Source organism: Pseudomonas sp. CHM02 (assembly GCF_000612585.1).
Lineage (GTDB): Bacteria > Pseudomonadota > Gammaproteobacteria > Pseudomonadales > Pseudomonadaceae > Aquipseudomonas.
This window is the reverse complement of the sequence record NZ_JFCA01000020.1, coordinates 16,145-41,053: the sequence shown is the minus strand read 5'-3', so window position 1 is coordinate 41,053 and position 24,909 is coordinate 16,145. Positions and strand designations below refer to the sequence as shown.

At 55.4% G+C, this 24,909-nt stretch carries 22 protein-coding genes; 15 read left to right on the top strand and 7 right to left on the bottom strand.

Annotated elements, in window-relative coordinates; genetic code table 11:
- Nucleotides 1–81: 81 nt before the first annotated feature.
- A complete protein-coding gene (locus BM70_RS0113170; protein WP_025856433.1) occupies nucleotides 82–639 on the bottom strand; it encodes a flavin reductase family protein in 558 nt (185 codons plus the stop codon).
- 15 nt (nucleotides 640–654) lie between these two features.
- Nucleotides 655–1,305 carry an NAD(P)H-dependent oxidoreductase gene (locus tag BM70_RS0113165; RefSeq protein ID WP_025856432.1) on the bottom strand — a complete coding sequence of 217 codons (651 nt, stop codon included), beginning with the start codon at nucleotides 1,303–1,305 and terminating at the stop codon, nucleotides 655–657.
- A gap of 568 nt (nucleotides 1,306–1,873) precedes the next feature.
- Here BM70_RS0113165 and BM70_RS0113160 point away from each other — a divergent pair.
- From BM70_RS0113160 to BM70_RS0113150, 3 genes are all read left to right on the top strand, one after another.
- Nucleotides 1,874–2,722, top strand: a complete 849-nt coding sequence (locus BM70_RS0113160) for an SDR family oxidoreductase (protein WP_025856431.1) — start codon at nucleotides 1,874–1,876, stop codon at nucleotides 2,720–2,722.
- A gap of 133 nt (nucleotides 2,723–2,855) precedes the next feature.
- Nucleotides 2,856–3,911 (top strand): aldo/keto reductase, encoded by a 1,056-nt coding sequence (locus BM70_RS0113155; RefSeq protein ID WP_025856430.1) that lies wholly within the window; start codon nucleotides 2,856–2,858, stop codon nucleotides 3,909–3,911.
- Between the two features lie 225 nt (nucleotides 3,912–4,136).
- Nucleotides 4,137–5,267, top strand: coding sequence for a mandelate racemase/muconate lactonizing enzyme family protein (locus BM70_RS0113150; RefSeq protein ID WP_025856429.1), 1,131 nt, complete (start codon nucleotides 4,137–4,139; stop codon nucleotides 5,265–5,267).
- A 216-nt stretch (nucleotides 5,268–5,483) separates the two neighbouring features.
- Here BM70_RS0113150 and BM70_RS0113140 read toward each other — a convergent pair whose 3' ends face one another.
- Together BM70_RS0113140 and BM70_RS0113135 are read right to left on the bottom strand one after the other, a co-directional pair.
- The gene (locus tag BM70_RS0113140; protein ID WP_025856428.1) at nucleotides 5,484–6,413 is read right to left on the bottom strand and encodes an AraC family transcriptional regulator; all 930 of its coding nucleotides are present in this window, start codon (nucleotides 6,411–6,413) and stop codon (nucleotides 5,484–5,486) included.
- 337 nt (nucleotides 6,414–6,750) lie between these two features.
- Nucleotides 6,751–7,875, bottom strand: a complete 1,125-nt coding sequence (locus BM70_RS0113135; protein ID WP_025856427.1) for an NADH:flavin oxidoreductase/NADH oxidase — start codon at nucleotides 7,873–7,875, stop codon at nucleotides 6,751–6,753.
- Between the two features lie 983 nt (nucleotides 7,876–8,858).
- On the opposite strand from BM70_RS0113135, the gene BM70_RS0113125 reads away from it, so the two are divergent.
- Both BM70_RS0113125 and BM70_RS0113120 read left to right on the top strand, forming a co-directional pair.
- Nucleotides 8,859–9,404, top strand: a complete 546-nt coding sequence (locus tag BM70_RS0113125) for a hypothetical protein (RefSeq protein WP_025856426.1) — start codon at nucleotides 8,859–8,861, stop codon at nucleotides 9,402–9,404.
- Nucleotides 9,405–9,450: 46 nt separating this feature from the next.
- A complete protein-coding gene (locus BM70_RS0113120) occupies nucleotides 9,451–10,356 on the top strand; it encodes an N-acyl homoserine lactonase family protein (protein WP_025856425.1) in 906 nt (301 codons plus the stop codon).
- 52 nt (nucleotides 10,357–10,408) lie between these two features.
- Here the strand turns inward: BM70_RS0113120 and BM70_RS0113115 are convergent, their stop codons facing one another.
- A complete protein-coding gene (locus BM70_RS0113115) occupies nucleotides 10,409–11,374 on the bottom strand; it encodes an LLM class oxidoreductase (RefSeq protein ID WP_025856424.1) in 966 nt (321 codons plus the stop codon).
- A gap of 71 nt (nucleotides 11,375–11,445) precedes the next feature.
- Nucleotides 11,446–12,198, bottom strand: coding sequence for an SDR family NAD(P)-dependent oxidoreductase (locus tag BM70_RS0113110; protein WP_025856423.1), 753 nt, complete (start codon nucleotides 12,196–12,198; stop codon nucleotides 11,446–11,448).
- Between the two features lie 423 nt (nucleotides 12,199–12,621).
- On the opposite strand from BM70_RS0113110, the gene BM70_RS0113105 reads away from it, so the two are divergent.
- Genes BM70_RS0113105 through BM70_RS0113070 form a run of 8 tightly spaced genes read left to right on the top strand, consistent with a single transcriptional unit; the run spans nucleotide 12,622 to nucleotide 21,972 of the window.
- Complete coding sequence (locus BM70_RS0113105) at nucleotides 12,622–13,827, top strand: CaiB/BaiF CoA-transferase family protein (RefSeq protein ID WP_218187291.1); 1,206 nt, start codon at nucleotides 12,622–12,624, stop codon at nucleotides 13,825–13,827.
- A 46-nt stretch (nucleotides 13,828–13,873) separates the two neighbouring features.
- On the top strand, nucleotides 13,874–15,352 hold the full coding sequence (locus BM70_RS0113100; RefSeq protein WP_025856421.1) for an aldehyde dehydrogenase: 1,479 nt from the start codon (nucleotides 13,874–13,876) through the stop codon (nucleotides 15,350–15,352).
- Nucleotides 15,353–15,387: 35 nt separating this feature from the next.
- Nucleotides 15,388–15,891 carry a MaoC family dehydratase gene (locus tag BM70_RS0113095; RefSeq protein WP_025856420.1) on the top strand — a complete coding sequence of 168 codons (504 nt, stop codon included), beginning with the start codon at nucleotides 15,388–15,390 and terminating at the stop codon, nucleotides 15,889–15,891.
- Nucleotides 15,888–17,108 carry a CoA transferase gene (locus BM70_RS0113090; protein WP_025856419.1) on the top strand — a complete coding sequence of 407 codons (1,221 nt, stop codon included), beginning with the start codon at nucleotides 15,888–15,890 and terminating at the stop codon, nucleotides 17,106–17,108. The genes BM70_RS0113095 and BM70_RS0113090 overlap by 4 nt, the downstream gene beginning before the upstream one ends.
- Before the next feature lie 54 nt (nucleotides 17,109–17,162).
- Nucleotides 17,163–18,563 (top strand): GntP family permease, encoded by a 1,401-nt coding sequence (locus BM70_RS0113085; RefSeq protein WP_025856418.1) that lies wholly within the window; start codon nucleotides 17,163–17,165, stop codon nucleotides 18,561–18,563.
- A gap of 43 nt (nucleotides 18,564–18,606) precedes the next feature.
- Nucleotides 18,607–20,268 (top strand): GMC family oxidoreductase, encoded by a 1,662-nt coding sequence (locus tag BM70_RS0113080; RefSeq protein ID WP_025856417.1) that lies wholly within the window; start codon nucleotides 18,607–18,609, stop codon nucleotides 20,266–20,268.
- Nucleotides 20,269–20,277: 9 nt separating this feature from the next.
- Nucleotides 20,278–21,099, top strand: a complete 822-nt coding sequence (locus BM70_RS0113075; protein ID WP_025856416.1) for a MaoC family dehydratase N-terminal domain-containing protein — start codon at nucleotides 20,278–20,280, stop codon at nucleotides 21,097–21,099.
- Nucleotides 21,100–21,129: 30 nt separating this feature from the next.
- On the top strand, nucleotides 21,130–21,972 hold the full coding sequence (locus BM70_RS0113070; protein WP_051556756.1) for a CoA ester lyase: 843 nt from the start codon (nucleotides 21,130–21,132) through the stop codon (nucleotides 21,970–21,972).
- Nucleotides 21,973–21,989: 17 nt separating this feature from the next.
- Here the strand turns inward: BM70_RS0113070 and BM70_RS0113065 are convergent, their stop codons facing one another.
- Nucleotides 21,990–22,940, bottom strand: coding sequence for a LysR family transcriptional regulator (locus tag BM70_RS0113065; protein ID WP_025856414.1), 951 nt, complete (start codon nucleotides 22,938–22,940; stop codon nucleotides 21,990–21,992).
- Between the two features lie 130 nt (nucleotides 22,941–23,070).
- On the opposite strand from BM70_RS0113065, the gene BM70_RS0113055 reads away from it, so the two are divergent.
- Nucleotides 23,071–23,853, top strand: coding sequence for an SDR family NAD(P)-dependent oxidoreductase (locus tag BM70_RS0113055; RefSeq protein WP_025856412.1), 783 nt, complete (start codon nucleotides 23,071–23,073; stop codon nucleotides 23,851–23,853).
- A 35-nt stretch (nucleotides 23,854–23,888) separates the two neighbouring features.
- Nucleotides 23,889–24,878 carry a quinone oxidoreductase gene (locus BM70_RS0113050; protein ID WP_025856411.1) on the top strand — a complete coding sequence of 330 codons (990 nt, stop codon included), beginning with the start codon at nucleotides 23,889–23,891 and terminating at the stop codon, nucleotides 24,876–24,878.
- The last annotated feature ends 31 nt before the right edge of the window (nucleotides 24,879–24,909 follow it).

The following is a 24,909-nucleotide window of genomic DNA, read 5'->3' as shown; positions in this document are numbered from 1 at the left end:
TCGAAGGATGGGCGCCTCCTCAACGACGGGCGACGCTCGTGTTGGGTTTTGTTCACTTTATTCGGCTTTCTGTCTCCCGATTTATAGCTCGACCTGGAATTGCTTCCATCGCGTCATGCGTTGACGCAGGTCGATGCGTTCGCCATCAGCGGTGAAGGTACCATCGCCATGGTGATGCAGGCAGCGGCGCTCCTGTCGTTCGTCGTTGACCCAAATGGCCACGGCTTCAAGGATGAAGAGCTGGTACTTTTCAACCATCTCACCGTCATGAATGACACATTCAATGTTGTAGAGGCAGTCGCGCAGCAACGGCGCGTCGACCTTGGCTGGCTTGGCGGTGGTCAGGTTGAAACGTGCGAACTTGTCCGTTTCCGCGCCGCTGCAGTTACCGATGTCTACGACCGTTTGCGCCAGGTCGACTCCTGGCACTGCGATAACGCATTGGCGTGTCCTGCGCAGAGCGGCGAAGCTATGGTCCCAGGGGCCAATGACGCAGCCGATTAAGGGCGGTGCGTGTTGGACCATCATATGAAAGCCCATTGTCATGACGTTTCGACGCCCCTCATCTTGGGTGCACACCATGACGATGGGGCCGGATTCAAGTATCCGGTACGCCCTTGAAGCATCGATCCTACGCATCACATCCTCTGTCTTTCAGACTGCTGCTTGTGCAAGTTGCGGCTCTGGTGCATCGACGCCTTCGGGCATTGACAGTGGAAGAAGTCGCGCCAAATGTTCTTGAAGACGTGCAATATCTTGGGAGACTTTCGGGTCTTTGACGACGTTAAAGCACGAGAAAGAAGGAAGAATCTCAGCACCGCAAAATTTATAGTTTGTAGTGTTTGCGATCATGACTTCATCTACGGACTTTCCTACAAACAGGTACTGATCTTTGTCGTCGAATGCAGCCCGAGGGGCATTCCAGGTCAGGGACAGCATGTACTTCTTGCCTTGCATCAGTCCTCCCGTTCCGTACTGTTTAGCTGGATCGGTTCGAGTGCGTCCATCGTCCACGATCAAGCGTTTCTGAAGTAGCCCTGCTGTGAATACTTCGTCGGCGTACTTCTTGTATATCCATGGAGCACCGAACCAATGAATAGGAGTCTGCAGGAAGATTATGTCTGCCCAGACATGTTTTTCAACTTCCTCATCGACAATATAGCCCCGTTCGATATTCGTCGTTCTGACGTCATAGCCTCTGCGCTCCATTTCTTCCTGAATCACATTGGCGATCGTCTCATTGAGCTCCCCTTTGGAGAAGTCTTCATAAAGTTGGAACGCGTTTATAATCAAAGCTCTCTTCATAACAATCCTCGATAGGCACTCGTATTGCCCGCACATGGCGTTTATGGTTTGGAGCCAAGGACACATCGGCCGTGTAATAAATAGATGGGGCTATCAGGAATTAGTCCGGCTCCAAGGGTGGTGCCGAGTATTCGTGAAAAGGGGCGAGCTAGGCTGTCCGTTTTGCCGAAGTTAGTGCATAAAAATCCGAATCCTGGCTTCTTCCTTTTCAGCTTGGGCCTAAGCACTTGAGTGTTCTCGGGTATTTGATTCGGCTGGATAGCGCGCGGATTGTGAATTAATACGTCGTGAAGCGCGAGGAGGGGGCGAGCGGCTGTCTTGCTGTAAAAAGTAGAGGTTGTAGTGGTGTTATTACACAGAGCACGTTCGGGTTTTTGTGCATTATTAATCGATGATTGTGCAGCTTGGCATCTGGTTGGCGGCAGATAATCCTTTAGCCAGGGATGGGATCAATTCTATTGATGCTCCTCAAGTAATGATTATGAGAGGGGCCAGCAGTGACATTACCTTTCCCTTCGGATTGCATGGCAGTTACTCCTAAATTATCAATTTATTTACCAGGATCATTATGAGCCAGAATGCTAAAACTTGGTTTGTCACCGGCGCCTCAAAAGGCATCGGCCTTTCGCTTGTGCGCAAGCTTCTGGAAGATGGTGCCAACGTGGTCGCCACTTCGCGCACGTCGGATTCGCTCGTCGAGCTAATTGGACCTGCTTCCGAGCGTTTTTTGCCCGTGCAGGTGGATCTCGTGGATGAGCGCAGTGTGCAAGCTGGCATCGAGCAGGCCATCTCCAAATTCGGACGAATTGATGCGGTCGTCAATAACGCAGGTTATGGCCTTCAGGGCACGATAGAGGGCATATCCGACGACGAATTGCGTCATAACTTTGAAGTCAACGTCTTCGCTCCGTCCAATGTGCTACGTCACGTACTGCCTCACCTGCGTCAGCAGCGTGGCGGGCATATCTTCAATGTGGGTTCTATCGCCGGCTTCCAGGGGGGTTATGCAGGATGGGGCATCTACGCTGCCACGAAGTTCGCCCTTGCGGGGCTGACGGAAGCGCTTGCGGCGGAAGTCGCGGAATTCGGCATTAAGGCCACCCTGGTCTATCCGGGCCCCGTTCGAACGGAATTCCTGTCTTCGGGCTCGCTGGTCGTTGCGCAGCGCAACATTCCGGAATACACCGCGGCACAAGCTTTGCTGGACGTACATCTCAATGAGATGGCCGGTAAGCAGGCCGGGGATCCGGACAAGCTGGCCTTGATGATCATTCAAGCCGCAGGTGCTGCCAAACCTCCTCTGCATCTATTCTGCGGCAAGATAGCGAACAACCTTGCCGCTGATAAGCTGGAAGCGGTAAAGCGAGATCTGGTGGCATGGCGGGACGTCTCGGACGCGACCGACTTTCCTGATTGAGTTCAGAGCACAAGAACCCGCCGTTCTCGTATGCGCTGTGCGATGTGCCAGGGAGGGCTCACGCTGATACTTGAACGCGAGCAGAACTGCTCAGGTCGGCAGGGAGTACATACCCTATTTGGAGGAACCCCGAATGAAATACAAACCTTTGGGCAATACGGGCTTGCTGGTATCGCAGCTTTGCCTGGGCACGATGACTTTCAGCGGCCAGCAGGGGGTCTACAAGCATATCGGCAGCGTCGGCCAGTCTGATGCTGACGAACTGGTAAAAGTAAGTATCGACGCCGGCATCAACTTCTTCGATACCGCGGACGTGTACTCGGCCGGTGAAAGCGAGAAAACCTTAGGTCAGTCAATCCGGAATCTTGGCATTCCCAGGCATGAGATTGTTCTTGCAACCAAGGGCTACAGCCGGATGGGACCAGGGCGCAATGACGTCGGCGCATCGCGTGGCCATTTGATGGATGCAGTCGAGGCGAGCCTGAAGCGCTTGCAGACGGATCACATTGATCTTTACCAGATCCACGCCACCGATACATTGACCCCGATTGATGAAACCCTGCGCGCACTTGACGACCTCGTCACACAGGGGAAGGTGCGCTACATCGGCGTATCGAATTGGGCGGCTTGGCGGATCGCCACCGCGCTCGGTATCTCCAGCCAAAAGGACTATGCGCGGTTTGCCACTGTGCAGTCCTACTACTCGATCGCCGGTCGTGATCTGGAGCGCGAACTTGTTCCTCTGATGGAGTACGAAAAACTGGGGCTTCTTGTGTGGAGCCCGCTTGCTGGAGGTCTGCTGTCAGGCAAGTTCAGCCGGAACAACCAGACCCCGGAAGGTTCTCGCCGTTCGGCGTTCGACTTTCCCATCGTGGACAAAGAGCGTGCCTGGAATGTGCTCGACGCTATCGCGCCAATTGCCTCGGCGCACGGCTGCAGCCCGGCACGGATTGCGTTGGCCTGGTTGTTGTCCAGGCCCGTCGTGACCTCCGTCATCGTGGGTGCGAAGCGGCTTCAACAACTAGACGACAATCTCGCTGCGATCGATATCGTCTTAAGTGAAGAAGAAATCAGGGTGCTTGATCAGGTCAGCACTTTGCCCCGCGAATATCCCGGGTGGATGCTGGACACCCAAGGGGCCGACCGACTCGGCCCGGTAGATCTGTGGGCTGACAAGGCGAGCACCTGATTGGCGCCAGGTCCTTGAGCAGAGAAGCGGACCGGCGCGGTTAGACCGAGTCGGTCCCATAACCTTGCGGCATTTGTACTGCATCCTGAATGGGGTGCCCCAAAAACAGGTACTCGCAATTGAACTGCGACAGGTTCTCATAGCCGTCGACGCAACAACGCCTGACTTCTTCGTCCCTGCCTTCGGGATGACCATTTCGACTGTTTCGACTATCAGGAATCGACCATGAAAATCGTTAAGGTGGAGGCATTTTCGTTGCGCGACAAAGGTGAGGGAAAGCCTCACTGGGTGAGCCATTTCAAGGTACCGCATGCAAACGAAATTCTGATCCGACTCACCACCGATGAGGGCATCGAGGGGTTTGGTCTCGCTACCAGCTATACGTCCAACGAGCCATTGATTCACGTATTGAAAACCGGACTGCCCGAAATGATTCTGGGAGCCGATCCGCTTACGCCAGAACGCCTGTATCACAGTTTGTTCTCGCTCACGTGGCAGCGTGTGGCCGCGGAGAAAGGGTGGACTAAAGAAGCGCTGGTGCGTCTTTCTGCCGCCACGGATATTGCCTGCTGGGACATCATCGGCAAGGCAGCGAAGATGCCGCTTTACAAATTGTTTGGCGGATGGCGTGACGAGATACCTTACTACGTCACCTGTGCCTACTATCAGGATGGAAAGGGTATCCCCGAACTTAAGGACGAGATGTATAAACTTCTCGACCAGGGCCACACTCGTTTCAAGGCAAAGGTTGGTGGGCTGAGTCTGGGTGAAGACATCGAGCGGCTCGAGGCCATTAGGGAGGTTATTGGCGATCGTGACTTGATGGTAGACGTGAATCGGGCATGGGATTTACGCACGGCTACGCAAGCGGTGCGCCTGCTTGAGCCCATCAAGCCGCGATGGCTCGAAGAGCCGCTGCGCTGGACGGACGACCGCCATGAAACAACGCTGTTGGCCCAGCGTACACACATTCCAATCACCGGCGGCGAGAGCGAGATGACGATTGAAGGATGTCGTGCATTCATTGACGAACGCGCGATCAGCGTTCTGCAGTTTGACGTCACGATGTTCGGTGGGTTTACAGGGGGGCGAAAGTTGGCCGCGCTTTGCGAGTTGAATCATGTGGACGTGGCTCCTCATCATGATGCCTACATCCATGCGCATATCGTTGCCGGTTCGCCGGCCGGGTTGATTGTTGAATCGTTCCCCGATCCGTCTCGCGACCCGTTGCAGGCAGAGCTCTTCGAGAATCCGCCGATTACCAGAAACGGGACGCTGAGACTCAATGATGAGCCCGGGTTGGGGCTTACGCTTTCCGACCGCGCTCTTGAAAAGTTCGGGACGCAGATAGTGTGACCGATAAGATGCACTCCTAGCCGCTCGACAATGGAGCGGCTGCCCGGGTCCTCCGAATCGTTTTGAACGAAGAGGAGGTTAGGGGTGCTTGAAAAGGTCAGCATTTTTCCCGCGAATATCCAGATACTGGAGATACAAGATCACCCAGCGCCTATGGACGGCCAGGACGAACCCCTGATTGGCTCCAATCCCTGAGCGGAAGTCGGGCCTGCGCGGTTAGATCGAGTCTGCCCGCAGCCGTACGGCATCCTGAATTGGAGGGGCCCCGAACAGGCGTTTGTATTCGCGATGGAACTGCGACAAATTTTCGTAGCCCACCATCGATGCAACAACACCCACATCGCTCGGTCGCTTTATCAGGAGGCGGCGTGCCTCGAGCAGCCGAAGGCGCTTCTGATATTGCAGGGGGCTCATCGCGGTCGCATCTTTGAAGTGCTGATGTAACGAGGAGACGCTCATATTCACATGACTTGCCAACTCGTCGATGCTTATCTGCGCGTTGTAGTGATCCTTGATCCATTCGACCGCTTTGCTGACCTTGAAGGCGCGGCTATCGGCGACCAGCGTATGGCGCAGCCTCATGCCTTGGCTGCTCATGAGCAGGCGATAAAGAATCTCCTGTTCGATCAGGGGGGCCAGGGTTGGAATATGTTTGGGCGTATTGAGCAGGCGCGCCAAGCGATAGGCAGCCTCCAGCAGCTCGGCAGGTAGTTTGCTCAGACTGATACCGAGGCCGGTCGGCGGCTCGTCAGGAGGTGGTAGCTCATGCGAGGCGACAATGTCGGCGACCTTCTGCATGTCTAATTCCAACGCGAAGCAAAGGTAGGGCGCGTCTGGACTCGCCTGTGTGACTCGGCCGATAACCGGCATGTCGAGCGATGTAACCAGACAGTGTTTCGTGTCGTAGCTGTAGGACGCGTCGCCCACGGTGACAGTCTTTGCGCCTTGTGCCGCGAAGATTAGCGCGACCTTGGTGAAGGCTGATTCTTCTTTCGCCGGGGTGGAGTACCGGTGGAAAGTCAAGGACGGGATGGCTGTGCGATGTGCACCGTCAATAGGGGTAAAGCGCCCTATGATCGCTGCCAGATCCTTTGAGAGCGCTTCCTGAGGCGGATGATCTGACGATGTGTAATCTGGGAGATCCATGTTCTATGAGCCAATAACTGTGTCATTGAATTATCCATGTATAACCGAAGATGGGTATCCCAACCCTGAATATTCGGAAAATCGTGCATAGAATGCCCACTATCGTAGAGCTTGGCTGGAGGGCACAGGAAGAGAATTTGATGTTGAGGACCAAAAACAGACAAGAGGGGGCGTTCGTCCGAGTACTTCTGCGGCCGCTTGATCCATACCATTTGCCAAAGCAGCGATGAATGCGAGCCTGTATATGAGGCAGTCGAATCGCAATATTCCCGGATCACTCAATACCGGAAAATTCAAGCGGAAGGGGCTGCGGCACGTTTTGGCCGCAGCCGATTCATTACTTGTGACCGAGCTGCTTTTCTCGGCCGGTCAGCCAGTGGCCTGACTGGATTGGCCAGTTGGAATAGTCGAGCACTTCCTGACCCAGTTCGCGACGCGCGTGATTCGGCCATTGAGGATCGAACAATGCTTCACGGCCCAGCGCGACGAGATCCGTCTGGTTGGCGCTGACGAGGGCTTCGGCGTGTCTGGCATCGGTGATGAGGCCGACTGCCATGCCCAGAATCCCGGTTTCTTCCTTGATGCGCTGTGTGTGAGGAACCTGATAGCCAGGGAAGCTTGCGCCTTCATACCCACGCAAGCCGCCTGTGGAGCAGTCGATGACGTCAGCACCCAAGGCTTTGGCTTTGGCAGCAAAAACAACGCTGTCATCCTGGCTCCAGCCACCCGGCATTGCATCTACAGCAGAAATACGAACAAACATCGGGAGGTCATCAGGCATCGTTTTGCGCACGCGCTCAATGACTCGCAGCGGGAAGCGCATACGGTTTTCAAGGCTTCCGCCATATTCGTCGGTACGGCTGTTCGCCAATGGCGACAGGAACTCGTGCAACAGATACCCATGGGCACAATGCACTTCGATGATCTCGAATCCGGCTTTCAGGGCACGTTTGGTAGCAGCCTCCCAAGTATCGAGCATCGCTTCCAGGTCTGCTTCGTCAAGTGCTCGCGGCGTATGCCAACCGGGAGCGTGAGCTTCAGCAGAGGGGCTGATCGTTGGCCATGGAGCATCACCTCGCTGTATGTCTTTCTCTCCGAGCGGGCCATCACCTTCCCATGGACGTTGGCTTGAGGCTTTGCGTCCAGCATGTGCGAGTTGAATCCCTGGTACGGATCCATTGGCCCGAAGGAAGCCTGCAATATGAGCCAACGCTGTAGCCTGCGCATCGTTCCAGATGCCCAGATCCCCGTGAGTAATTTGGCCATCGCGAGCTACCGAGGTTGCTTCAAGGATGACAGCGCCGAATCCGCCGAGGGCGAATCGCCCGTAGTGAACCAGATGCCATTCATTGGCTATGCCTTGGCCTGCCGAGTATTGGCACATGGGTGAAACAACAAGACGATTTTTCAGTTGCACTGAGCGCAGGTTGATCGGGGTAAACAAAGCGGGAAGTTGTGACATGATTTTCAGGATCTCTTCATGGCGGCGTCCGTTCGGACATCTGTGAGGAGATAGTAGGTCGCTGTGAAAATCGTGACTATTGTATAAATCTGCATATAGTGCCCCAAAGCGTACTGTGGTCTGGCGCAGGCATACTGCATAACTGAATTGTTAACAATCCTCAGACGTTATTTTAGCTGATGCCAAATGGATTGGTATTTGAGCGGGAACAGACTGTTATTGTTCTGCTGGTTAATTCTGCGAACTCGGCGTGCGAGGATTCGATCCCTCTCGAAGACTACGCTGGCGCTTATCATGAAATTCGCATTAGGCTTGTCACTTGCTGCATCCGTTCTTACGCTTTTCGCATTCACAATCAGTGCATCGATTAAAAGCCCCTCTGTTCCAGCTGTCCCGCGTGTATTGCACCCTGCCAAATTATTTCTCGCTTCGGATAACGGTACTGGCAGTCTGGAGCGTTTGGACAAGAGAACGTAGGTCTTTCGGCTGTTTTATAATCGTATTGGCTAACCGCTCGAGGGGATCACTCAACCGAGCCTTCCCGCACGTAGCCAAGCCTTTAAACGTTACCTTGCCTGTCATCATGCTGGTCATGGTTTCTTCATTCTTAATAAGAGTTCAGGCTTCTGGTATGTGAGGATATTGATTGATTGGCTTGCATAATGTGTTCAGAAAATTAAATAGATAAGATGCGTTCTTCCCGTTAAGGTTTTTTACGAATAACTAAAAACCAGAATTTCTGGAGGTTTCTGTATCGTGTCAGGTTGCTTGCCGTCCCGGCAGGGTGTCTAGCGCTATCGCCCCCAAAGTCCTATATCAAGCGTCAATATCATCATTTTTCCTGAGGGGCGGGCAAAGTACTGTTCTGGAAGGACCCAATACCCATGCGCAACACAAGTATTCCTTAATTAAAACAATATATCTGTCGGAACGGACGTCGTTTGAACAGCGCGGTCTATTCGGCTCATACAGAGGTGTGATCCATGAATCTCAGCTTTGCCGGCGAGAAACTCCACTTTACCGATCAACAGGCTTCCCTTGCACCATCTGCGGTTCGTCTCGACGCCGTAATTGGTGACAATCAACGTTCTGATGAGTGGATGTATTACGCAAGCTGCGTGCGCCCTCAATACGAACGGATGAACCGCCTGATTGGGCAAATTGGCGGGTTGCTTATCCTGGGTCAGGCAAATGGGTGTTTCGATACCTACTTCGAGATGTCCCGCACTCCCAAGGAGCAGACTGAAGCCTGTCTTGACGAGTTAAATGCCGTTGTTGCGCCTGTGGGAGCCGTTCCACATCTGAATCATTTACGAAGCGCAGCCCGAAAGCTGGATGTGGTTGCCCACGACCTCAATGGTGCTGTGCGCGATGCTCATCGGCTTTCGGCTCGGCTAGACGAATGGCTGGCTGCGTTGAAATCGGTGAGCGCCATGCTGCACTGCGCCGCCGATCCTGTCGTGTCACTGCAACCTGTCGCATTCGAGGATGCCTGCGCCTGCTGCGTGGCCAGTCTGGCCACGTCGTAAACCGTCCTGCAACTGTGCAACGGCTAAAAACAACAAGGAGCACACTATGTCTGAAAACGCCTACTCCATCTGGGTGGCTGAATACGCTTACGTTACTAACTACCCTGTCAGCGGTGTCCTTTCCGGCGCGCACAATCAAGGTGTTCGCAAGCTTCCCTATTGCTATGTGGTGATCAAGGGAGGAGGGCGAACGATGATGGTCGACGTGGGTTACAACGACGAAGCCTATGGCACAGTGCTGGGTGATCGATTCGGGGTAGAGCACTGGCATTCGCCGCGACAGGTTTTGGCTGAGCTCGGAGTCACCCCTGAAGAAGTGGATACCGTATTCATTACCCATTCACATTTCGATCATCTCGGTAACACCGATGCGTTTCCCAACGCGACGTTTTATATCCAGGAGCGTGAGCTGTCGAAGTGGATATGGGCAATGGCCCAGCCGGAACACATGCAATGGATGATGGCTGGCACCGACCCTTCAGACATTTTAAGAGCGGTGGAATTGACCAGGCAGGGACGTCTAAAGTGCATCGATGGTCCACAGGAGGACGTTCTCCCTGGCATCGATCTTCATGTGGCCTACGACAGCCATACTTACGGATGCATGTGGGTGCATGTGCGCAACGACCTGGCCCGACAGTCTCAGAACGGCTGGGTACTGGCCGGTGATCTGGTCTATGTCTATGACAACCTAGTCAATAATCCCGAAGTTGCTCAGGGAAGGATAGAGGGCAAGTTGAGCATCAAACCTGTGGGTCTTGCGATGGGTAGCAATACGAATCTGGTCACTGCCTCGGATGAAATGCTCAAGGCCGTCGACTATCAGGTCAAGCGAGTCATACCCATCCACGAGGAACGGCTCAAGGATGTGTTTCCTTCGCGGATAACGCAAAACGGCCTTCGTGTGAGTGAGCTATGCCTTGCAGGCGGTCAAGCTTCGGCTGTCCTTTGAACCCGGGTCAACCCATATAGTTATCAGCGCTGCCCATAACCATGGGTGGCGCTCAATCTGCAAATTGTGGAAGGACATACTCAGCCAGTTCATCCAGTGTTTCATTCACCGGTCGATGCGAAACCCTCATGTTCAGTGCGACATGGGACAGCCCCTGGTCTTGTTGCCTTTTCCATAAATCAATCAGCGCATTACGACCTGCATGCAATCCGCCCCCGGTTCTCAGTGGCGCGTGAGGATTTTTGTCCAGCTCAAAGAACACGCCGTAGCCGTAGGGCTTGAAGAACTCAGGGCCACAACTGCGGCGCCACACGTTGATCACTTCCGGCAGCCTGTCAAAATTGCTCTGGTGCCAGATCCACCCATCCATGTTTTGCGCAAGCCATTCGATGTCTTGACCGCAGCGACCAATGGCCAGTGTAGGCAGCCTTTCCTGAGCAGGCTTCGGGATCAAGTCAAGCGATCCATCGAGCTCGCCATAGTGAGCGCTTTTGTAAGTTGGGAAGCGTTGTTCAAGCACGGCGCGCATTAGCAGATGAGCCTCTCTGAAACGCTCCGCTCTGTTTTCAAAGCCAACCCCGAATGCAGGGTATTCACGTGGACGATCACCCGTAGACAACCCCATGATGAATCGACTTTGGGTGAGGTGATCGAGCGATGCTGCCTGTTTGGCGACGATGAGCGGATCGCGCAACGGGAGAACAATTCCCGCAGTCCCGATGGCAATCTTTTTGGTCGCAGCGGCAAGCCACGTGCCATACACCATAGGATCGAATATCTGGCCTACGTCTCCAAACGACGGATCGTGGAAGGGAACGTCTCTGAGCCAGATTGCGGCAAAGCCCTGATCATCGGCTTGTTTGGCCAGTTCGGTGTGCTGATACAGGGTGGGCGACGCAGAACCTGGATAGCCCTCCAGCGGCGCGATCAAGCCAAACGTCAGCGCGCCAGGACGAAACACCTTCGGGAAGATGCCACTCTCCAGACCCGGAGGAAACGTGGTTCTATCAGTTTGCATGGGGATATTTCCCTCAAGGGCGAGCGAAGTGCCCGCGGATCGTGGCCGCGGGAACGACACCCTTTGGTGCCTTAGAACGAGTAACGACGCATCCCGCCATCCACCAGCAGTACAGTGCCTGTGATGTAACGAGCGCGCGGTGAGGCGAGGAAGGCTACAGCGTTACCAACATCTTCCGGTTCGCCAAAGTCACGCATTGCGATTTCACGCTCGGCGAACTTCTTGCGTTCCTCGCCGGGGTACAGGCGACGTATCTGTGCGGTATCGATCAGACCAGGTTGGACACAGTTCACGGTAATGCCGTGCTGACCCAGTTGCTCGGACAAACCTTTGGCCCATACGACCAGACCTGCTTTAGCGACCATCGCTGCGTTGACAACTTCAGGCTCCAGGTTGCCCGAGATGTTGACGATAGAGCCGGATTTGCGCTCAAGGAAATTCGGCAACAGCTTCTGAGTCACTTGGCGGTGGCGGTCGAAGTTCAGGGTCATGCCTTCAACCCAGTGCTCTTCAGGCGCATCGATGTCCATCGGGCGGCTACCGCCGGCATTGTTAATCAGGATATCGATGTGCCCCATCGCGGCCAGCGCAGCGGTGACGATTTTCTCGGGGCCGTCAGCCGCAACGAAGTCTTGAGCGAAGGTAACGGGAGCGACTCCACCCGATGCCTCGATTTCAGAAACCAGGCTGGCCAACAGCTCTTCATTTCGCGCGGTGGCGAAGACCCTCACGCCTTCAGCAGCCAGCGATTTGGCAATTGCCCGCCCCAGCCCTTGGCTGGCGCCCGTGACCAGGGCAGTTTTTCCTGCGATTTGCAGATCCATAATCAAACCTCGTCATCTAGAAAGTGCATCGGGTTGAAGACATTCAGCCCCGATTCGAGGTTTGGATTTTGGACAGACTGAGGAGAGGGATAAACAGCCCTGACTGAAACATATTAGGATCATAAACCTACTAATCGCCGTGCCATCTGTTCTTGTGCGGGAATAGTTTCCTGTCCGGAGACAGCGCCCTGGAACATAGCGACGGACTCAGGTCGCGAGTGACATCACCCAATCAGGTAATCCCCGGCACCGCCATGTCTTTGCGAGCACGTATTTAGGTGAGTGAAATAGACTGATTGATAAAATCGAATAATGTAAATAATTATTCGATTAGTGTGGTTTCCCGGATTCTCTTAGGATCACTTCAGCTCGCGAGTGCAGCTCCATGCACCTGTCGATGAACAGCAGCTGAGGAATCTCAAATTGGGCCAGACAAATAACAATCAGCCTATGGCAGGCGTCCGTGTCCTGGATATTGCAACGTTCGTTGCCGCCCCGTTTTGCGGAACCATTCTCGCCGATTTTGGCGCGGAGGTTATCAAGATCGAGCAGCCGGCGGGGGGCGATACCCTCCGCAAATTTGGAACGCCAACGGAGTGCGGTGACAGCATGGTCTGGCTCAGTGAGGCCAGGAACAAGAAATCTGTCACTCTGGATTTACGCTCCGAACAAGGCGCAGATTTGTTCAGGCAGCTTGTAGCAAAGTCGGACGTTGTGCTTGAGAACTTCCGGCCTGGCACCCTGGAAAAATGGGGGCTCAGCTATGAGTCACTGCGCGAAATCAACCCTAAATTAGTCATGCTGCGGGTCAGCGCCTACGGGCAAACCGGCCCTAAGCGCGGTGAGCCCGGGTTTGCACGTATTGCCCATGCTTTTGGTGGCCTTTCGTTCCTCGCCGGGGAGGCGGACGGACCACCCGTTGTCCCCGGCTCGACATCGCTGGCCGATTACATCTCCGGGATGTGGGGCGCCATTGGCGTGCTTCTGGCCCTGCGCTCCGTGCAAGCAGGCGGAATCGGACAGTACGTCGATATCGGGTTGTATGAGTCGGTCTTCCGGCTGCTCGATGAAATTGCTCCGGTCTACGCGAAATATGGGTACGTGCGCGAACGCATGGGCGCTGACACCATTAACGTCGTTCCCCATAGCCACTATCAGACTCAGGACGGGAAATGGATTGCGCTGGCCTGCAGTAATGACCGGATGTTCCAGCGTCTTGCCCAAACAATGGGAAGACCGGAACTAGCCCTCGAATATCCAACCAGCCCTGACCGTGTAAAGGCGCGCGCAAAGATCAACGCATTGGTCGCGCTTTGGGTGTCGGGTTTTACGCAGCAAGAGTTGCTTGATGTCTGCAAGGAAGGGCAGGTGCCAGCCGGTCCACTGAACTCTATCGCCGATATTTTCGAAGACCCGCAATTTGCCGAGCGTGAAAACTTAATCACGGTTCAAGACCCGCGAATCGGCGAGCTCGTCCTGCCCAACGCCATGCCTCGACTTTCTGAAACGCCCGCTGCCTTTGTTTCTACCGGCCCAGCCCTTGGGGCGAGTACCGAGGATGTCTTGAGCCGTCTCCTGGGCGTTTCTCCCGAGGCGCTGCAAGCCCTTAAAGCCAACAACGTGATTTGAAAATCCGTGATTTGAAAATCCGTGATCTGAAAAAAAGGAAACCAGAATGACCAGTTATAAAATGTATATCGGTGGTGAATGGGTTGACGCTGCCGCTGGTGAAACCTTTGAAACCAAGAATCCTTACTCAGGCGAAATCTGGGCGACGATGCCTCGTGGCCGCGCTGCTGACGCCGAGCGAGCTGTAGCGGCAGCCAAAGCAGCGTTCAACTCACCTGAATGGTCGAAGATGAAGCCAAGTGCCCGCGGCCAATTGCTGCGCCGTCTGGGTGATCTGATCGCTGAAAATGTCGAGCATCTCGCGGCCATTGAAGTAGCGGACAACGGCAAATTGCTCGCAGAAATGCGCGGTCAGATGCGCTACTTGCCACAATATTTCTATTATTTTGGCGGTCTGGCCGACAAGATCGAAGGGGGTGTACTGCCAATCGACAAGGTCGACACTTTCACGTTCACCCGCTATGAGCCGCTTGGTGTCTGTGTCGCGATCACGGCCTGGAACTCTCCTCTGTTACTGGCCGTGAACAAGCTGGCTCCGGGGCTTGCCGCGGGAAACACTTTCGTGCTCAAGCCTTCGGAGTTCACTTCTGCCTCTTCTCTGGAGCTTGCCAGACTCATCGAGAAAGCGGGCTTTCCAGCAGGTGTCGTCAACGTCGTGACCGGCTTTGGCCTTGAGGTCGGAGAGCCTTTGGTCACCCATCCGGACGTTGCCAAAATCGCATTCACCGGTAGCGAATACGGTGGGCAAAAGATCTATGAGTCGGCGGCCAAAAACCTCAAGAAAGTCACGCTGGAGCTCGGCGGCAAGTCGCCCAACATCGTTTTCGACGATGCCAATCTTGATAACGCTGTAAAGGGTGTTGTGGGCGGCATCATGGCTGCCACTGGCCAGACGTGCGTTGCGGGCTCGCGCTTGCTCGTTCAGGAGTCCATCCACGACGAGTTCGTGGAAAAGCTCCTGGCCTTCGCCAGTACCGCAAAAATGGGTGACCCGATGCTGGCGACCACTCAGGTGGGGCCGGTAACAACCCCTGCCCAGTACCAGAAGATTCTCGACTACATCGCCATCGCGAAAGATGAGGGTGCAGTGTGCCGACTGGGGGGGAATCCATCGACCAGACCCGAATGCGGGAACGGACTGTTCGTAGAACCCACCATTTTCACCGGCGTCAATAACCAAATGCGCATTGCGCGTGAGGAAGTGTTTGGCCCGGTACTCAGCATCATTCCGTTCAAGGACGAAGAAGATGCAATCGCTATCGCCAACGACACGCCTTATGGCTTAGCCGCCGGGGTGTGGACGCAGAGCACTCGTCGCTCTTTGATGATGTCCGAGCGCCTTCAGGCGGGCATGGTCTGGATAAACATGTATCGCGCGGTCAGCTACATGGCCCCGTTTGGCGGCTTCAAGCGTTCAGGTGTCGGGCATGAGAACGGCCAGGACGCCATCTATTCCTACCTGCAGACAAAGACCGTGTGGATCAGCACTGCGCTCGAAACCCCCGATCCCTTTGTCCTCGGCTGATCCGCGCAGACGCTGATTGCAGATAAGGAAGAAAAATGACCACGCAATTTCCAATGCCCGGCCGCTTTTTGGAAGACTTCAAGGTCGGTGACACCTATCGCCACTGGCCTGGGCGCACTATCACCGAGGCAGACAACATTCAGTTCAGTTTGATGACGATGAACCGGCACCCTCTGCATTGCGACAGCCATTTCGCTTCGAAGAGCGAATTCGGCCGTCCACTTGTCAACAGCGGTCTCACCGTCGCAATCGTCCTGGGCATGACAGTCGATGACATCAGCCTCAATGCGATCGCCAACCTGGGCTGGAAGGACATCACGCTCAGTGCTCCGGTATTTCCGGGCGACACGCTGTACGCACGCTCCGAAGTCACCGAGGTGCGTGAGAGCGCCAAACGGGCGGGGCAGGGGATCGTTACGACCCGTACCGAAGCGTTCAATCAGGAGGGTACGGTCTGCATGAGTTTCACGCGCGCATGCCTGGTGCCTACTCGGCAGAACGCTACCGAGTCGCGGTCGCGAGGAGCGGAGGGCTCATGAATTACGACCTGCTTAAAGGGGTTCGCGTCATTGAGAGTTCGGCATTCATCGCGGCTCCACTGTGTGGAATGACCTTGGCGCAGTTGGGCGCCGAGGTCATTCGCGTCGATCTGATTGGCGGCGGAATCGATTATCAGCGTCTCCCGTTGATGCCTGAAGGTCGAAGTATTTACTGGACGAGCCTGAACAAGGCCAAGAAATCGGTCGCGATTGATATCAAACGTCCCGAAGGGCGCGAATTGCTTCAGCGCCTGGTAGGGGCACCCGGTGATGCCGGCGGGATCCTGCTCACCAATATCGGTACCCCTTGGTTGAGCCACCAGACGCTGTCTGAGCTTCGCCCGGATCTGATCTCCTGCACCATTGAAGGCAATTTCGATGGCAGCACGGCAGTTGACTACACCGTCAACTGCGCTACGGGCTATCCGATGTTGACGGGAAATGGATCTCCCGACCGCCCGGTCAACCATACGCTTCCGGCATGGGACGTTATCTGCGCCAATCAGGCTGCTACTGCGATTGTCGCTGCATTGGCGCGCCGTCAAAGCACCGGAGAGGGCGCAGAGATTCGTCTTGCTCTTTCCGACAGCGCGTTCTCCACCCTGTCCCATTTGGGGCTGTTGACTGAGTCCGAGCTTATAGGCCAGCAGCGCGAGTCGCTCGGGAATTACCTGTATGGCGCTTTCGGTCACGATTTTGCGACCGCCGATGGTCGGCGAGTAATGATCGTGGCCATCTCCTCACGGCAATGGCGTGCGCTCGTCAAAGCCTGCGACCTGCAGCGTGCAGTGCAGTCACTGGAAGCGGCTCTGGGCGTGAACTTTGACAGTGAAGCGGATCGATTCGAAGGACGCGAATTGCTTGCTGCGTTGATCAAACAGTGGTGCATCAAGCGGTCACTGGTCGAAATTGAGGTTCACTTTAACCAACACGGTGTGGCTTACGGGCCGTATCGCACTGTTCGCCAACTGCTGCAGGAAGACAAGCGAGTCTCCCTGGACAACCCGATATTCGAGCGTATCCAGACACCTGGCGTGGGTGAGCATTTAGCAGCCGGCACTCCACTCAGGTTTGGTCAGGCGACTCGTCATGCAGTGCAGGCAGCGCCAGAACTGGGGCAGCACACAGATGAGGTGCTTGCCGATGTTCTGGGGCTCAGTCACCAGGAAATCGGGGCGTTGCGCGACAACGGTATCGTCGCTGGCGCTTCAGGATAAGCGTCAACGACTGCAGGAACGTGTGACTTACAAAAATAAAAGCGAGCGATCTGAATGAGTAGTCTTTTTATTTGCCTGGCGTCGCTGGGATTTCTGATGTTCGTTGCGTATCGGGGCTTCAGTGTCATTCTTTTTGCTCCGGTCGCAGCGTTGGGGGCGGTATTACTCACTGAGCCTGCGATGGTTGCTCCGGCCTACAGCGGGCTGTTCATGGACAAGATGGTAGGGCTTTTGAAGCTCTATTTTCCCGTGTTCATGCTGGGAGCTGTCTTCGGCAAGCTGATTGAGGTTTCAGGTTTTGCGCGCTCGATCGTGACCGCCGTCTCGAAGGTTTTTGGTAGCAGCTACTCGATCACCTGCATTGTTTGCGTAGGTGGAGTACTGACTTATGGTGGTGTATCGCTGTTCGTAGTGGTGTTCGCACTTTATCCCTTTGCCGCTGAGCTGTTTCGCCGCAACAACATTCCAAAGCGACTGATACCTGCAACGATTGCTTTGGGCGCGTTCACGTTCACCATGGACTCGCTTCCAGGCACGCCGCAAATCCAGAACATCATCCCGACTGCCTTTTTCGGCACGGATGCTTACGCCGCGCCATGGCTTGGAATCATTGGCGCAATCTTCGTCGCAGGTTGCGGCATTACCTATCTGGAAATGCGTCGCCGCAGCTTGATGGCAAAAGGAGAGGGCTACGGAACAGGGCACAACAACGAGCCAGAAGCGCCTGCCAATGAGGCCCTGATCAGTCCATGGCTCGCCATTTTGCCCCTGTTTATCGTTGGAGTGGGCAACAAGCTGATTCTTGATCTGATCCTGAGTCAATACGGTGCTGGCAACCAGGTGCTCGTAGCATTCCGTCCTGACGCCACCGCCGTTGCGCAAGACGTCACGAAGATGGCAGCCGTATGGGCTGTTGAGGGGGCTTTGGCTCTTGGCATTCTTGCGACTCTTATTCTGGGGTGGGGCAGGATCCGCGGAAAATTTACGAACTCGACTCAGGTTGCTGTTGCGGGTTCGCTGCTCGCCGGTGTCAACACTGCATCCGAATACGGATTCGGTGCCGTTATTGCCGCGCTGCCAGGCTTCAAGCTGGTGGCCGACACGCTCTCGAATATCGAAAACCCGCTGGTCAACCTGGCGGTGAGCGTTAACGTGCTCGCAGGGATCACTGGCTCGTCGTCGGGCGGATTGAGCCTGACTTTGGGCGCGCTAGGTGACCATTTTGTCGCCCTTGCCCAACAGCACGCGATACCGGCTGAGGTCATGCACCGTGTCGCATCTATCGCAGCCGGGGGCATGGATACGCTGCCGCACAATGGCGCGATCATCACGCTCATGGCTGTGACCGGATTGACCCATCGGCAAGCTTACGGCGACATCTTCGTCCTGACGATTTTCAAGACCATGGCCGCCTTCGTGGTCATTGCCGCTTTCTACCTGACTGGCCTGATTTGACCGGCCACCTTCCAACAAAAAAACAAGGGATAGGGGTGAACACATGAACGTTAAATCTTATGACTACATCATCGTAGGCGCCGGCTCGGCGGGCTGCGTGTTGGCGAACCGACTCAGCGCCGACCCTTCCAAACATGTGCTACTGCTGGAGGCCGGCCCTGCCGATGACCTGCTCTGGATCAAAATTCCGGCCGGAATGACTCGTCTGTTTTCAAACAGCAAAGTGAACTGGCGGTACCAGGGTGCAGAAGAACCAGGGTTCAACAACCGTACCTTGTACTGTCCTCGTGGTAAGACGCTCGGCGGGTCCAGCGCCATCAATGGCCTGGTCTACATGCGGGGGAATTCCTACGATTACGATGCCTGGCGGGACGAGGGTAACGAAGGGTGGGGCTGGTCGGACGTGCTTCCCTACTTCAAAAAAAGCGAGCGGCAGTTACGAGGCGGCGACGAGTACCACGGGGCAACAGGTGAGCTTGCTGTCTCTGATGTGGTGAATCCACATATCGCCTCCCTGACGTTTATTGAGTCGGCAAAGGCGATTGGCATTCCATTCAACAAGGACTTCAACGGAGCCCAACAGTACGGTGTTGGTTACCCGCAAATGACCGTTGAAAATGGGGTGCGTCAATCAACAGCGACAGCCTTTCTCAAGCCTGTTCGAGAACGTCCGAACCTTGAAGTACAGGTGAATGCTCATGCCGAACGAATTCTGTTCGAGGGCAATCGGGCCGTAGGCGTTCGCTTCGCAATCAAGGGCCGCAAAGACAAGCAAGAGGTCTTCGCCAAAGAAGTCATTCTGAGCGGTGGCACGATTGCTTCGCCGCAGTTACTGATGCTCTCAGGCGTAGGTCCCCGAGAACATCTGCAAAGCCATGGTATCGATGTCGTCCATGACCTCCCGGGGGTCGGTGAAAACCTCCACGACCATGCGTATGTTCACTTCCTTAATCAGGTGACGCCGAAATTCTCGATCAACCATGAGATTCAGGGCTGGCGTCTGATTCCTCACGTGCTGCACTACGTGGGCGCCCGTAAAGGACTGCTGACTTCAGCAGCCGCTCAAGTGTGCTGCTTCATCAAATCCGATCCATCGATGGTCTCGCCCGACCTGCAGATCCAGTTCAGGCCCTTCAGTATCATCGTGACGGAAGACGGGAAGATCGTGCCTGAGAAGATTCCGGTCGTCACCGCTTCATGCAGCCAGATCCGGCCAAAATCACGCGGTCGGATTCGCCTTAATTCGGCGAATCCATACGACGACCCGAACATTCTGATGAACTACCTGACCCACGAAGATGATTGCAAGGCGCTGATCGCAGGCATCCGCTGGATGCGCAAGATTTACGCCGCAGAGCCGCTGTCCGGGCATGTCGTGAAAGAGACGATGCCAGGCAGTCATGTGCAGACGGACGAACAACTGCTCGATTACCTCAGGAAGTTCGGCCAGTCGATGTATCACCCGGTGGGTTCTTGCCGTATGGGCAACGATGAGACCGCGGTGGTCGATTCCAGATTGCGCGTCAGAGGCGTTGAGGGGCTTCGAGTCATCGACGCTTCGATCATGCCCAGTATCAGTTCAGGCAACACCAATGCCCCAGCCATCATGATCGCGGAAAAGGGGGCGGACATGGTGCTTGAAGACGCCCGTTCAACAAACGATGCAGCCGGCCGAAGCTTGAAGACCAACGCCGCGGTGGCATAAGGAGGACTCGTGGATTACGCACGGTGGATCGGGACAACTCAGGATCGCGCAGAAATCATTACGCAGGCAAACGCGGCCAGGATAGCCGCGACGCTTAATGAGAAACCGCCTGCCAACGGCGAGGCTCTACCCTTGTTGTGGCATTGGGCGTATTTCCAGGATATTGCGTCTACCGAGGCCCTACGCGACGACGGTCACGCGCTGACGGGTGACTTCCTTCCTGATGCGGGTGATCGCACGAGAATGTGGGCAGGCGGCAGACTGTCGTTCAAGACACACTTGTTAGTCGGGGCTTTGGCACACCGCCGATCTACGATCCAGGACATTAAAGAAAAGCAAGGTAAAACAGGCTCTCTGCTATTTGTCACTGTTCGGCATGAGTACAGCCAGAACGGGGAACTCGCACTGGTGGAGGAGCAGGACATTGTCTACCGAAAGGTAACTACGCCCGTTCTGGGGCTGGGGGATCCTTTACCAGAAGCCCAGTGGAGTGAGGGGATCGACGCCAGTCCCACGATGCTGTTTCGTTACTCAGCGGTCACCTTTAATACGCATCGTATCCATTACGACTGGCGATATGTGACTGAGGTTGAAGGGTACCAGGGGCTTGTTGTGCACGGCCCTTTAACCGCCACTCTCGTGATGCGCGCATTCTCCAAGAATGCCCCGGAGTCCGTCGTGCGAACATTCGCGTTCCGGGGGGTACGCCCTTTGATCGCCGGTGACCCGTTGACAGTTGGAGGCCGTGTTGTGGAAAACGGCAAGGCCTGCGTTTGGGCGGGTAATACGCAGGATGGTATAGGGCAGCTTGGCGAGATTGGATTTGAATGAAATTCCCGCGATGTGAAGGCAGACCAAATCATGAATGATGTTCCATCCAAGCATTCAGGCCATGGCCTGGTGCGCTCTGCGCTCTTTGTGCCCGGTGATCGACCGGAGCGGTATGGCAAGGCCCTGAACAGTGGTGCAGACCGGGTCATAATAGATTTTGAAGACGCCGTCGAGGAATCGGCCAAGCGCGGTGCCAGGACGTCATTGGGCGAGTACTTGGTCAAGCATCCACAGGTTCGTGTGTTGGTGCGTATTAATGCTCCAGGTCACATCGAACAGGGGGAGGATCTGGCGTTCTGCAGGCGTCACGCGGGGGTAGTCGGGATCATGCTCCCCAAGGCAGAAACCGCTGCTCAACTGAAAACGGCTGTGAGCACAGGCAAGCCCGTTTTACCCATCATCGAAAGCGGTTTCGGGGCCGCTAATCTAGCTGAGCTCGTTGCGGTTCCTGGCCTGGAAAGGCTGTGCTTCGGAGCCATCGATATGGCCCTGGACTTAGGCCTCACGGACGGATCAGCGGGCGCGGCACTGGTTCTGGATCAGCTTCGTGTATCTCTCATCTTGCAGTCGCGCATCAACGGACTGGCGCCTGCCCTGGACGGCGTCTTTCCTTCGATCAGTGATGATTCGGGTCTGACGTACGCGGTGCAAAGGGCGCAACAAATGGGATTCGGCGGCGTACTGTGCATTCACCCAAAGCAAGTTGGGACTATTCACGAGGCCTTGGCTCCCGCCCTGGAAGACGTCAGTTGGGCCCGCCGCGTCCTGGACGCGGCGCAGACGCAAGGCGGTGCCTTTAAGCTCGATGGGCAAATGATCGATGCCCCGGTGCTATCGCGTGCCAGGCGAATCCTCGGCACGATAGGTAACTGAAAGCTGCTGCTTCGACTTCAGCTTCTGTTGCGTTGGCGAGCGTTAGTGTGAGGTGTTGAGATTAGTAGACGTACAAGCTGTGCCAGGCGTGACGCGGCAGGGGACATTGTCCGGGCCCTTACGGTAATGATCGCGACTTGCCGCGCAATCTCCGGTTCGACAATCAACATTTCGTGAGTATCGGGATGAGGGTGCTCTGGTAACACGACGGCGGGTAAAACCGCCGCGCCCAGCCCTGCGTTCGCCATCGATATGAGCGTCTGCGCCTGGTTGAATTGGTAGCGCGTCTTGAGCTCGAGTCCCATCGCCTTGGCCGTATCGTCGACAGCCGCCCGCAGTGCCGTCGCCTGATTGAGCAACAGCAGGGGGAGTTTGGCGAGCTCGGTCATTGTGATGGTCTGGCCACCGTCGCTTCTCAGTTTTTTCGGTACCAGAGCGTAGAGATTCTCCGTAAGGATCGGTTCGAAATTGAAGTCCGGAATGTCACTCATCGGGCCGATACCGAAGTCCACTTCTCCCTTGCGAAGGCTGTCATGCATATCACCGGAAGTGAGTTCACGCACAAACACTTCAATTCCGGGGAAGCTGCCCTCAAAAGCCGCAAGAATATTCGCAAGGCGGGTTGCGGCGACAGTGGTGGAACACGCGAGAAAAATTCTTCCTCTTTTTAGATCCGTCGTCTCCTGAATACGCCGCAGCCCCAGCTCAACCTCATGAACCGCTCGCTTGGCGCTCTCAAGCAGCTCAACGCCAGATTCGGTAAGGCTCACTTGCCGAGTGGTGCGATGGAATAGCTGAACGCCCAACTGCCCCTCAAGCTGTTTGATCTGGCTGGTCACCGCTGACTGAGATTTGTGCGTGAGGTCAGCTGCCTGGCGAAAACTGCCATGTTCAGCGACAAGCATGAACGCCTGGAGAAGCTTGAGATTGACGTTTGGTAATGGCCGAGAATCAAGAGGAGAGGACATGCTGCTGCTCATTATTAGATTAGATTGCATAATCCTAATGATAATTGAATTGGTCGTTTTTACCAGCGAGCAGTACGCTCGATTTCACCAAAACGGTAATGGCGCCATACAAAAATAAAAGGAGCCCGCTGTGTATTCTGACCTCGTACCTTTCGTAGCCCCAAGCTTCCGTCTAGATGGCAAAACCGCATTGATCACGGGTGCGGGTGGCGGTATCGGCGAGGGCATTGCCCTGACGTACGCCAGAGCCGGTGCCCACGTCATCCTGGTCGGTCGAGACCGGGATCCTCTTGATCCCGTTGCTGTTTACATCCGCGCCCAAGGGGGGCAGGCGACCGTCGCCGTCTGTGATGTCACCGACAGTTCCGCTATTCGCGCGTTGATCGATGAGCTCCCCGAGCTGGACATTCTGGTCAATAACGCAGGCACCAATTTTCCGGAGCCGATGGTGGAAGTCAGTGACGAGCACCTGGATGGCATGCTCAACCTGAACGTTCGAGCATGCTTTGTAACCGCGCAAGCGGCTGCGAAGAAAATGCTGAGCACGGAAAAGGACGTTCCTGGGGTGGTCATCAATATCACTTCACAGATGGGGCATATCGGCTCGCCGAATCGCACCGTGTATTGCATGACCAAACATGCGGTGGAGGGGCTGACCAAGGCTATGGCCATTGAATTCGCAGATCGTGGCCTGCGGGTGAACAGCATCGCTCCCACCTTTGTAGATACGCCGTTGGTGCGCAGCATCGTCAATACGCCAGAGAAGCTGCAGTTTCTCGTCTCCAGGATCCCTCTCGGTCATATGGCCCAGGTCGACGATATCGTTGGCGCCGCTCTTTACCTTGCGAGTCCTGCGGCCCGTATGGTGACAGGGACAAGCCTGAAAGTGGACGGTGGCTGGACGGCTCAGTAACGCACTCCAACGAACATTAGAAGCGAGGTATTGCAATGAGCAATTCAACTGGCGCAATGATCGTCGAGAAAACCGGCGGCCCTGAAGTGCTGAAGTGGAAAGAAATCGAGCTCCCGGACGTCAGTGATTCGCAGGTTCAGATTCGTCAGGAGGCCATTGGGGTCGATTTTATTGATACCCAACTCCGTTCGGGCCTCTTACCGCTTCCAACGCTGCCAAGCGGGCTGGGATTTGCCGCTGCCGGGGTCATCGAAAAAGTCGGCAAATCGGTTTCAGGGCTGGCCGAAGGTGACAAGGTTGTTTATCACTTCCTGACACCGGGCGCATATGCCGAAAAGCGCAACGTGCCGGCTGAACGTGTTTTCAAGCTGCCGGATCAAAACCTTGATTCCGCTACAGCGGCTGGCGCACTTTTCCGCGGCCTCACGGCCTGGTATCTCGCTACGCGCTTGAAGGACATCAAGGCAGGTGACTGGGTTCTGGTACACGCGGCGGCAGGTGGAGTAGGGCTGATCCTTTGCCAGTGGCTTGCCCACTTGGGCGCACAGGTCATCGGCACCTGCGTGGGAGACGAGAAAGCCCGAATACTCACTGAGTATGGCTGCGCCCATCCCATCAACATCGAAAAGGTCGACTTTCTCGAGGAGACCAAGCGCCTCACCGATGGCAAAGGCGTTAGCGTCGTCTATGAATCCATCGGCAAGGATACGTTTGAGAAATCGCTTGATTGCGCTCAGCGCTTTGGGCTGGTTGTGTCCTTCGGTTGGGCCTCGGGCGATGTTCCGCCAGTCGATCTTGCCTACTTACGCAACAAGGGTTCGCTGTTTATCACGCGTCCAACCATTTCTCATTACGTCGCAGAGTCAGCTGATTTCCAACGAGGGGCGAGCGAACTGTTTGCATTGGTCAAGTTCGGTGATTTGCGTATCCGCGTAGACAATCGCTACCCCTTGAAGCAAGCGAGCGTTGCTCACCAGGATCTGGCGTCTGGCAAAACAAGTGGATCAGTCATCCTCACCGTCTAAAACGACGACTTCTCCAAAACAAGAACAACGG

Bases quoted from the DNA above. Each gene is read 5' to 3' on its own strand.
- BM70_RS0113125 (WP_025856426.1), top strand. From the start codon at position 8,859: ATGAATCTCAGCTTTGCCGGCGAGAAACTCCACTTTACCGATCAACAG.
- BM70_RS0113095 (WP_025856420.1), top strand. From the start codon at position 15,388: ATGACCACGCAATTTCCAATGCCCGGCCGCTTTTTGGAAGACTTCAAG.
- BM70_RS0113140 (WP_025856428.1), bottom strand. From the start codon at position 6,413: ATGGATCTCCCAGATTACACATCGTCAGATCATCCGCCTCAGGAAGCG.
- BM70_RS0113170 (WP_025856433.1), bottom strand. From the start codon at position 639: ATGCGTAGGATCGATGCTTCAAGGGCGTACCGGATACTTGAATCCGGC.
- BM70_RS0113150 (WP_025856429.1), top strand. From the start codon at position 4,137: ATGAAAATCGTTAAGGTGGAGGCATTTTCGTTGCGCGACAAAGGTGAG.
- BM70_RS0113100 (WP_025856421.1), top strand. From the start codon at position 13,874: ATGACCAGTTATAAAATGTATATCGGTGGTGAATGGGTTGACGCTGCC.
- BM70_RS0113065 (WP_025856414.1), bottom strand. From the start codon at position 22,940: ATGTCCTCTCCTCTTGATTCTCGGCCATTACCAAACGTCAATCTCAAG.
- BM70_RS0113050 (WP_025856411.1), top strand. From the start codon at position 23,889: ATGAGCAATTCAACTGGCGCAATGATCGTCGAGAAAACCGGCGGCCCT.
- BM70_RS0113115 (WP_025856424.1), bottom strand. From the start codon at position 11,374: ATGCAAACTGATAGAACCACGTTTCCTCCGGGTCTGGAGAGTGGCATC.
- BM70_RS0113085 (WP_025856418.1), top strand. From the start codon at position 17,163: ATGAGTAGTCTTTTTATTTGCCTGGCGTCGCTGGGATTTCTGATGTTC.
- BM70_RS0113080 (WP_025856417.1), top strand. From the start codon at position 18,607: ATGAACGTTAAATCTTATGACTACATCATCGTAGGCGCCGGCTCGGCG.
- BM70_RS0113070 (WP_051556756.1), top strand. From the start codon at position 21,130: ATGAATGATGTTCCATCCAAGCATTCAGGCCATGGCCTGGTGCGCTCT.
- BM70_RS0113090 (WP_025856419.1), top strand. From the start codon at position 15,888: ATGAATTACGACCTGCTTAAAGGGGTTCGCGTCATTGAGAGTTCGGCA.
- BM70_RS0113165 (WP_025856432.1), bottom strand. From the start codon at position 1,305: ATGAAGAGAGCTTTGATTATAAACGCGTTCCAACTTTATGAAGACTTC.
- BM70_RS0113160 (WP_025856431.1), top strand. From the start codon at position 1,874: ATGAGCCAGAATGCTAAAACTTGGTTTGTCACCGGCGCCTCAAAAGGC.
- BM70_RS0113110 (WP_025856423.1), bottom strand. From the start codon at position 12,198: ATGGATCTGCAAATCGCAGGAAAAACTGCCCTGGTCACGGGCGCCAGC.
- BM70_RS0113120 (WP_025856425.1), top strand. From the start codon at position 9,451: ATGTCTGAAAACGCCTACTCCATCTGGGTGGCTGAATACGCTTACGTT.
- BM70_RS0113155 (WP_025856430.1), top strand. From the start codon at position 2,856: ATGAAATACAAACCTTTGGGCAATACGGGCTTGCTGGTATCGCAGCTT.
- BM70_RS0113135 (WP_025856427.1), bottom strand. From the start codon at position 7,875: ATGTCACAACTTCCCGCTTTGTTTACCCCGATCAACCTGCGCTCAGTG.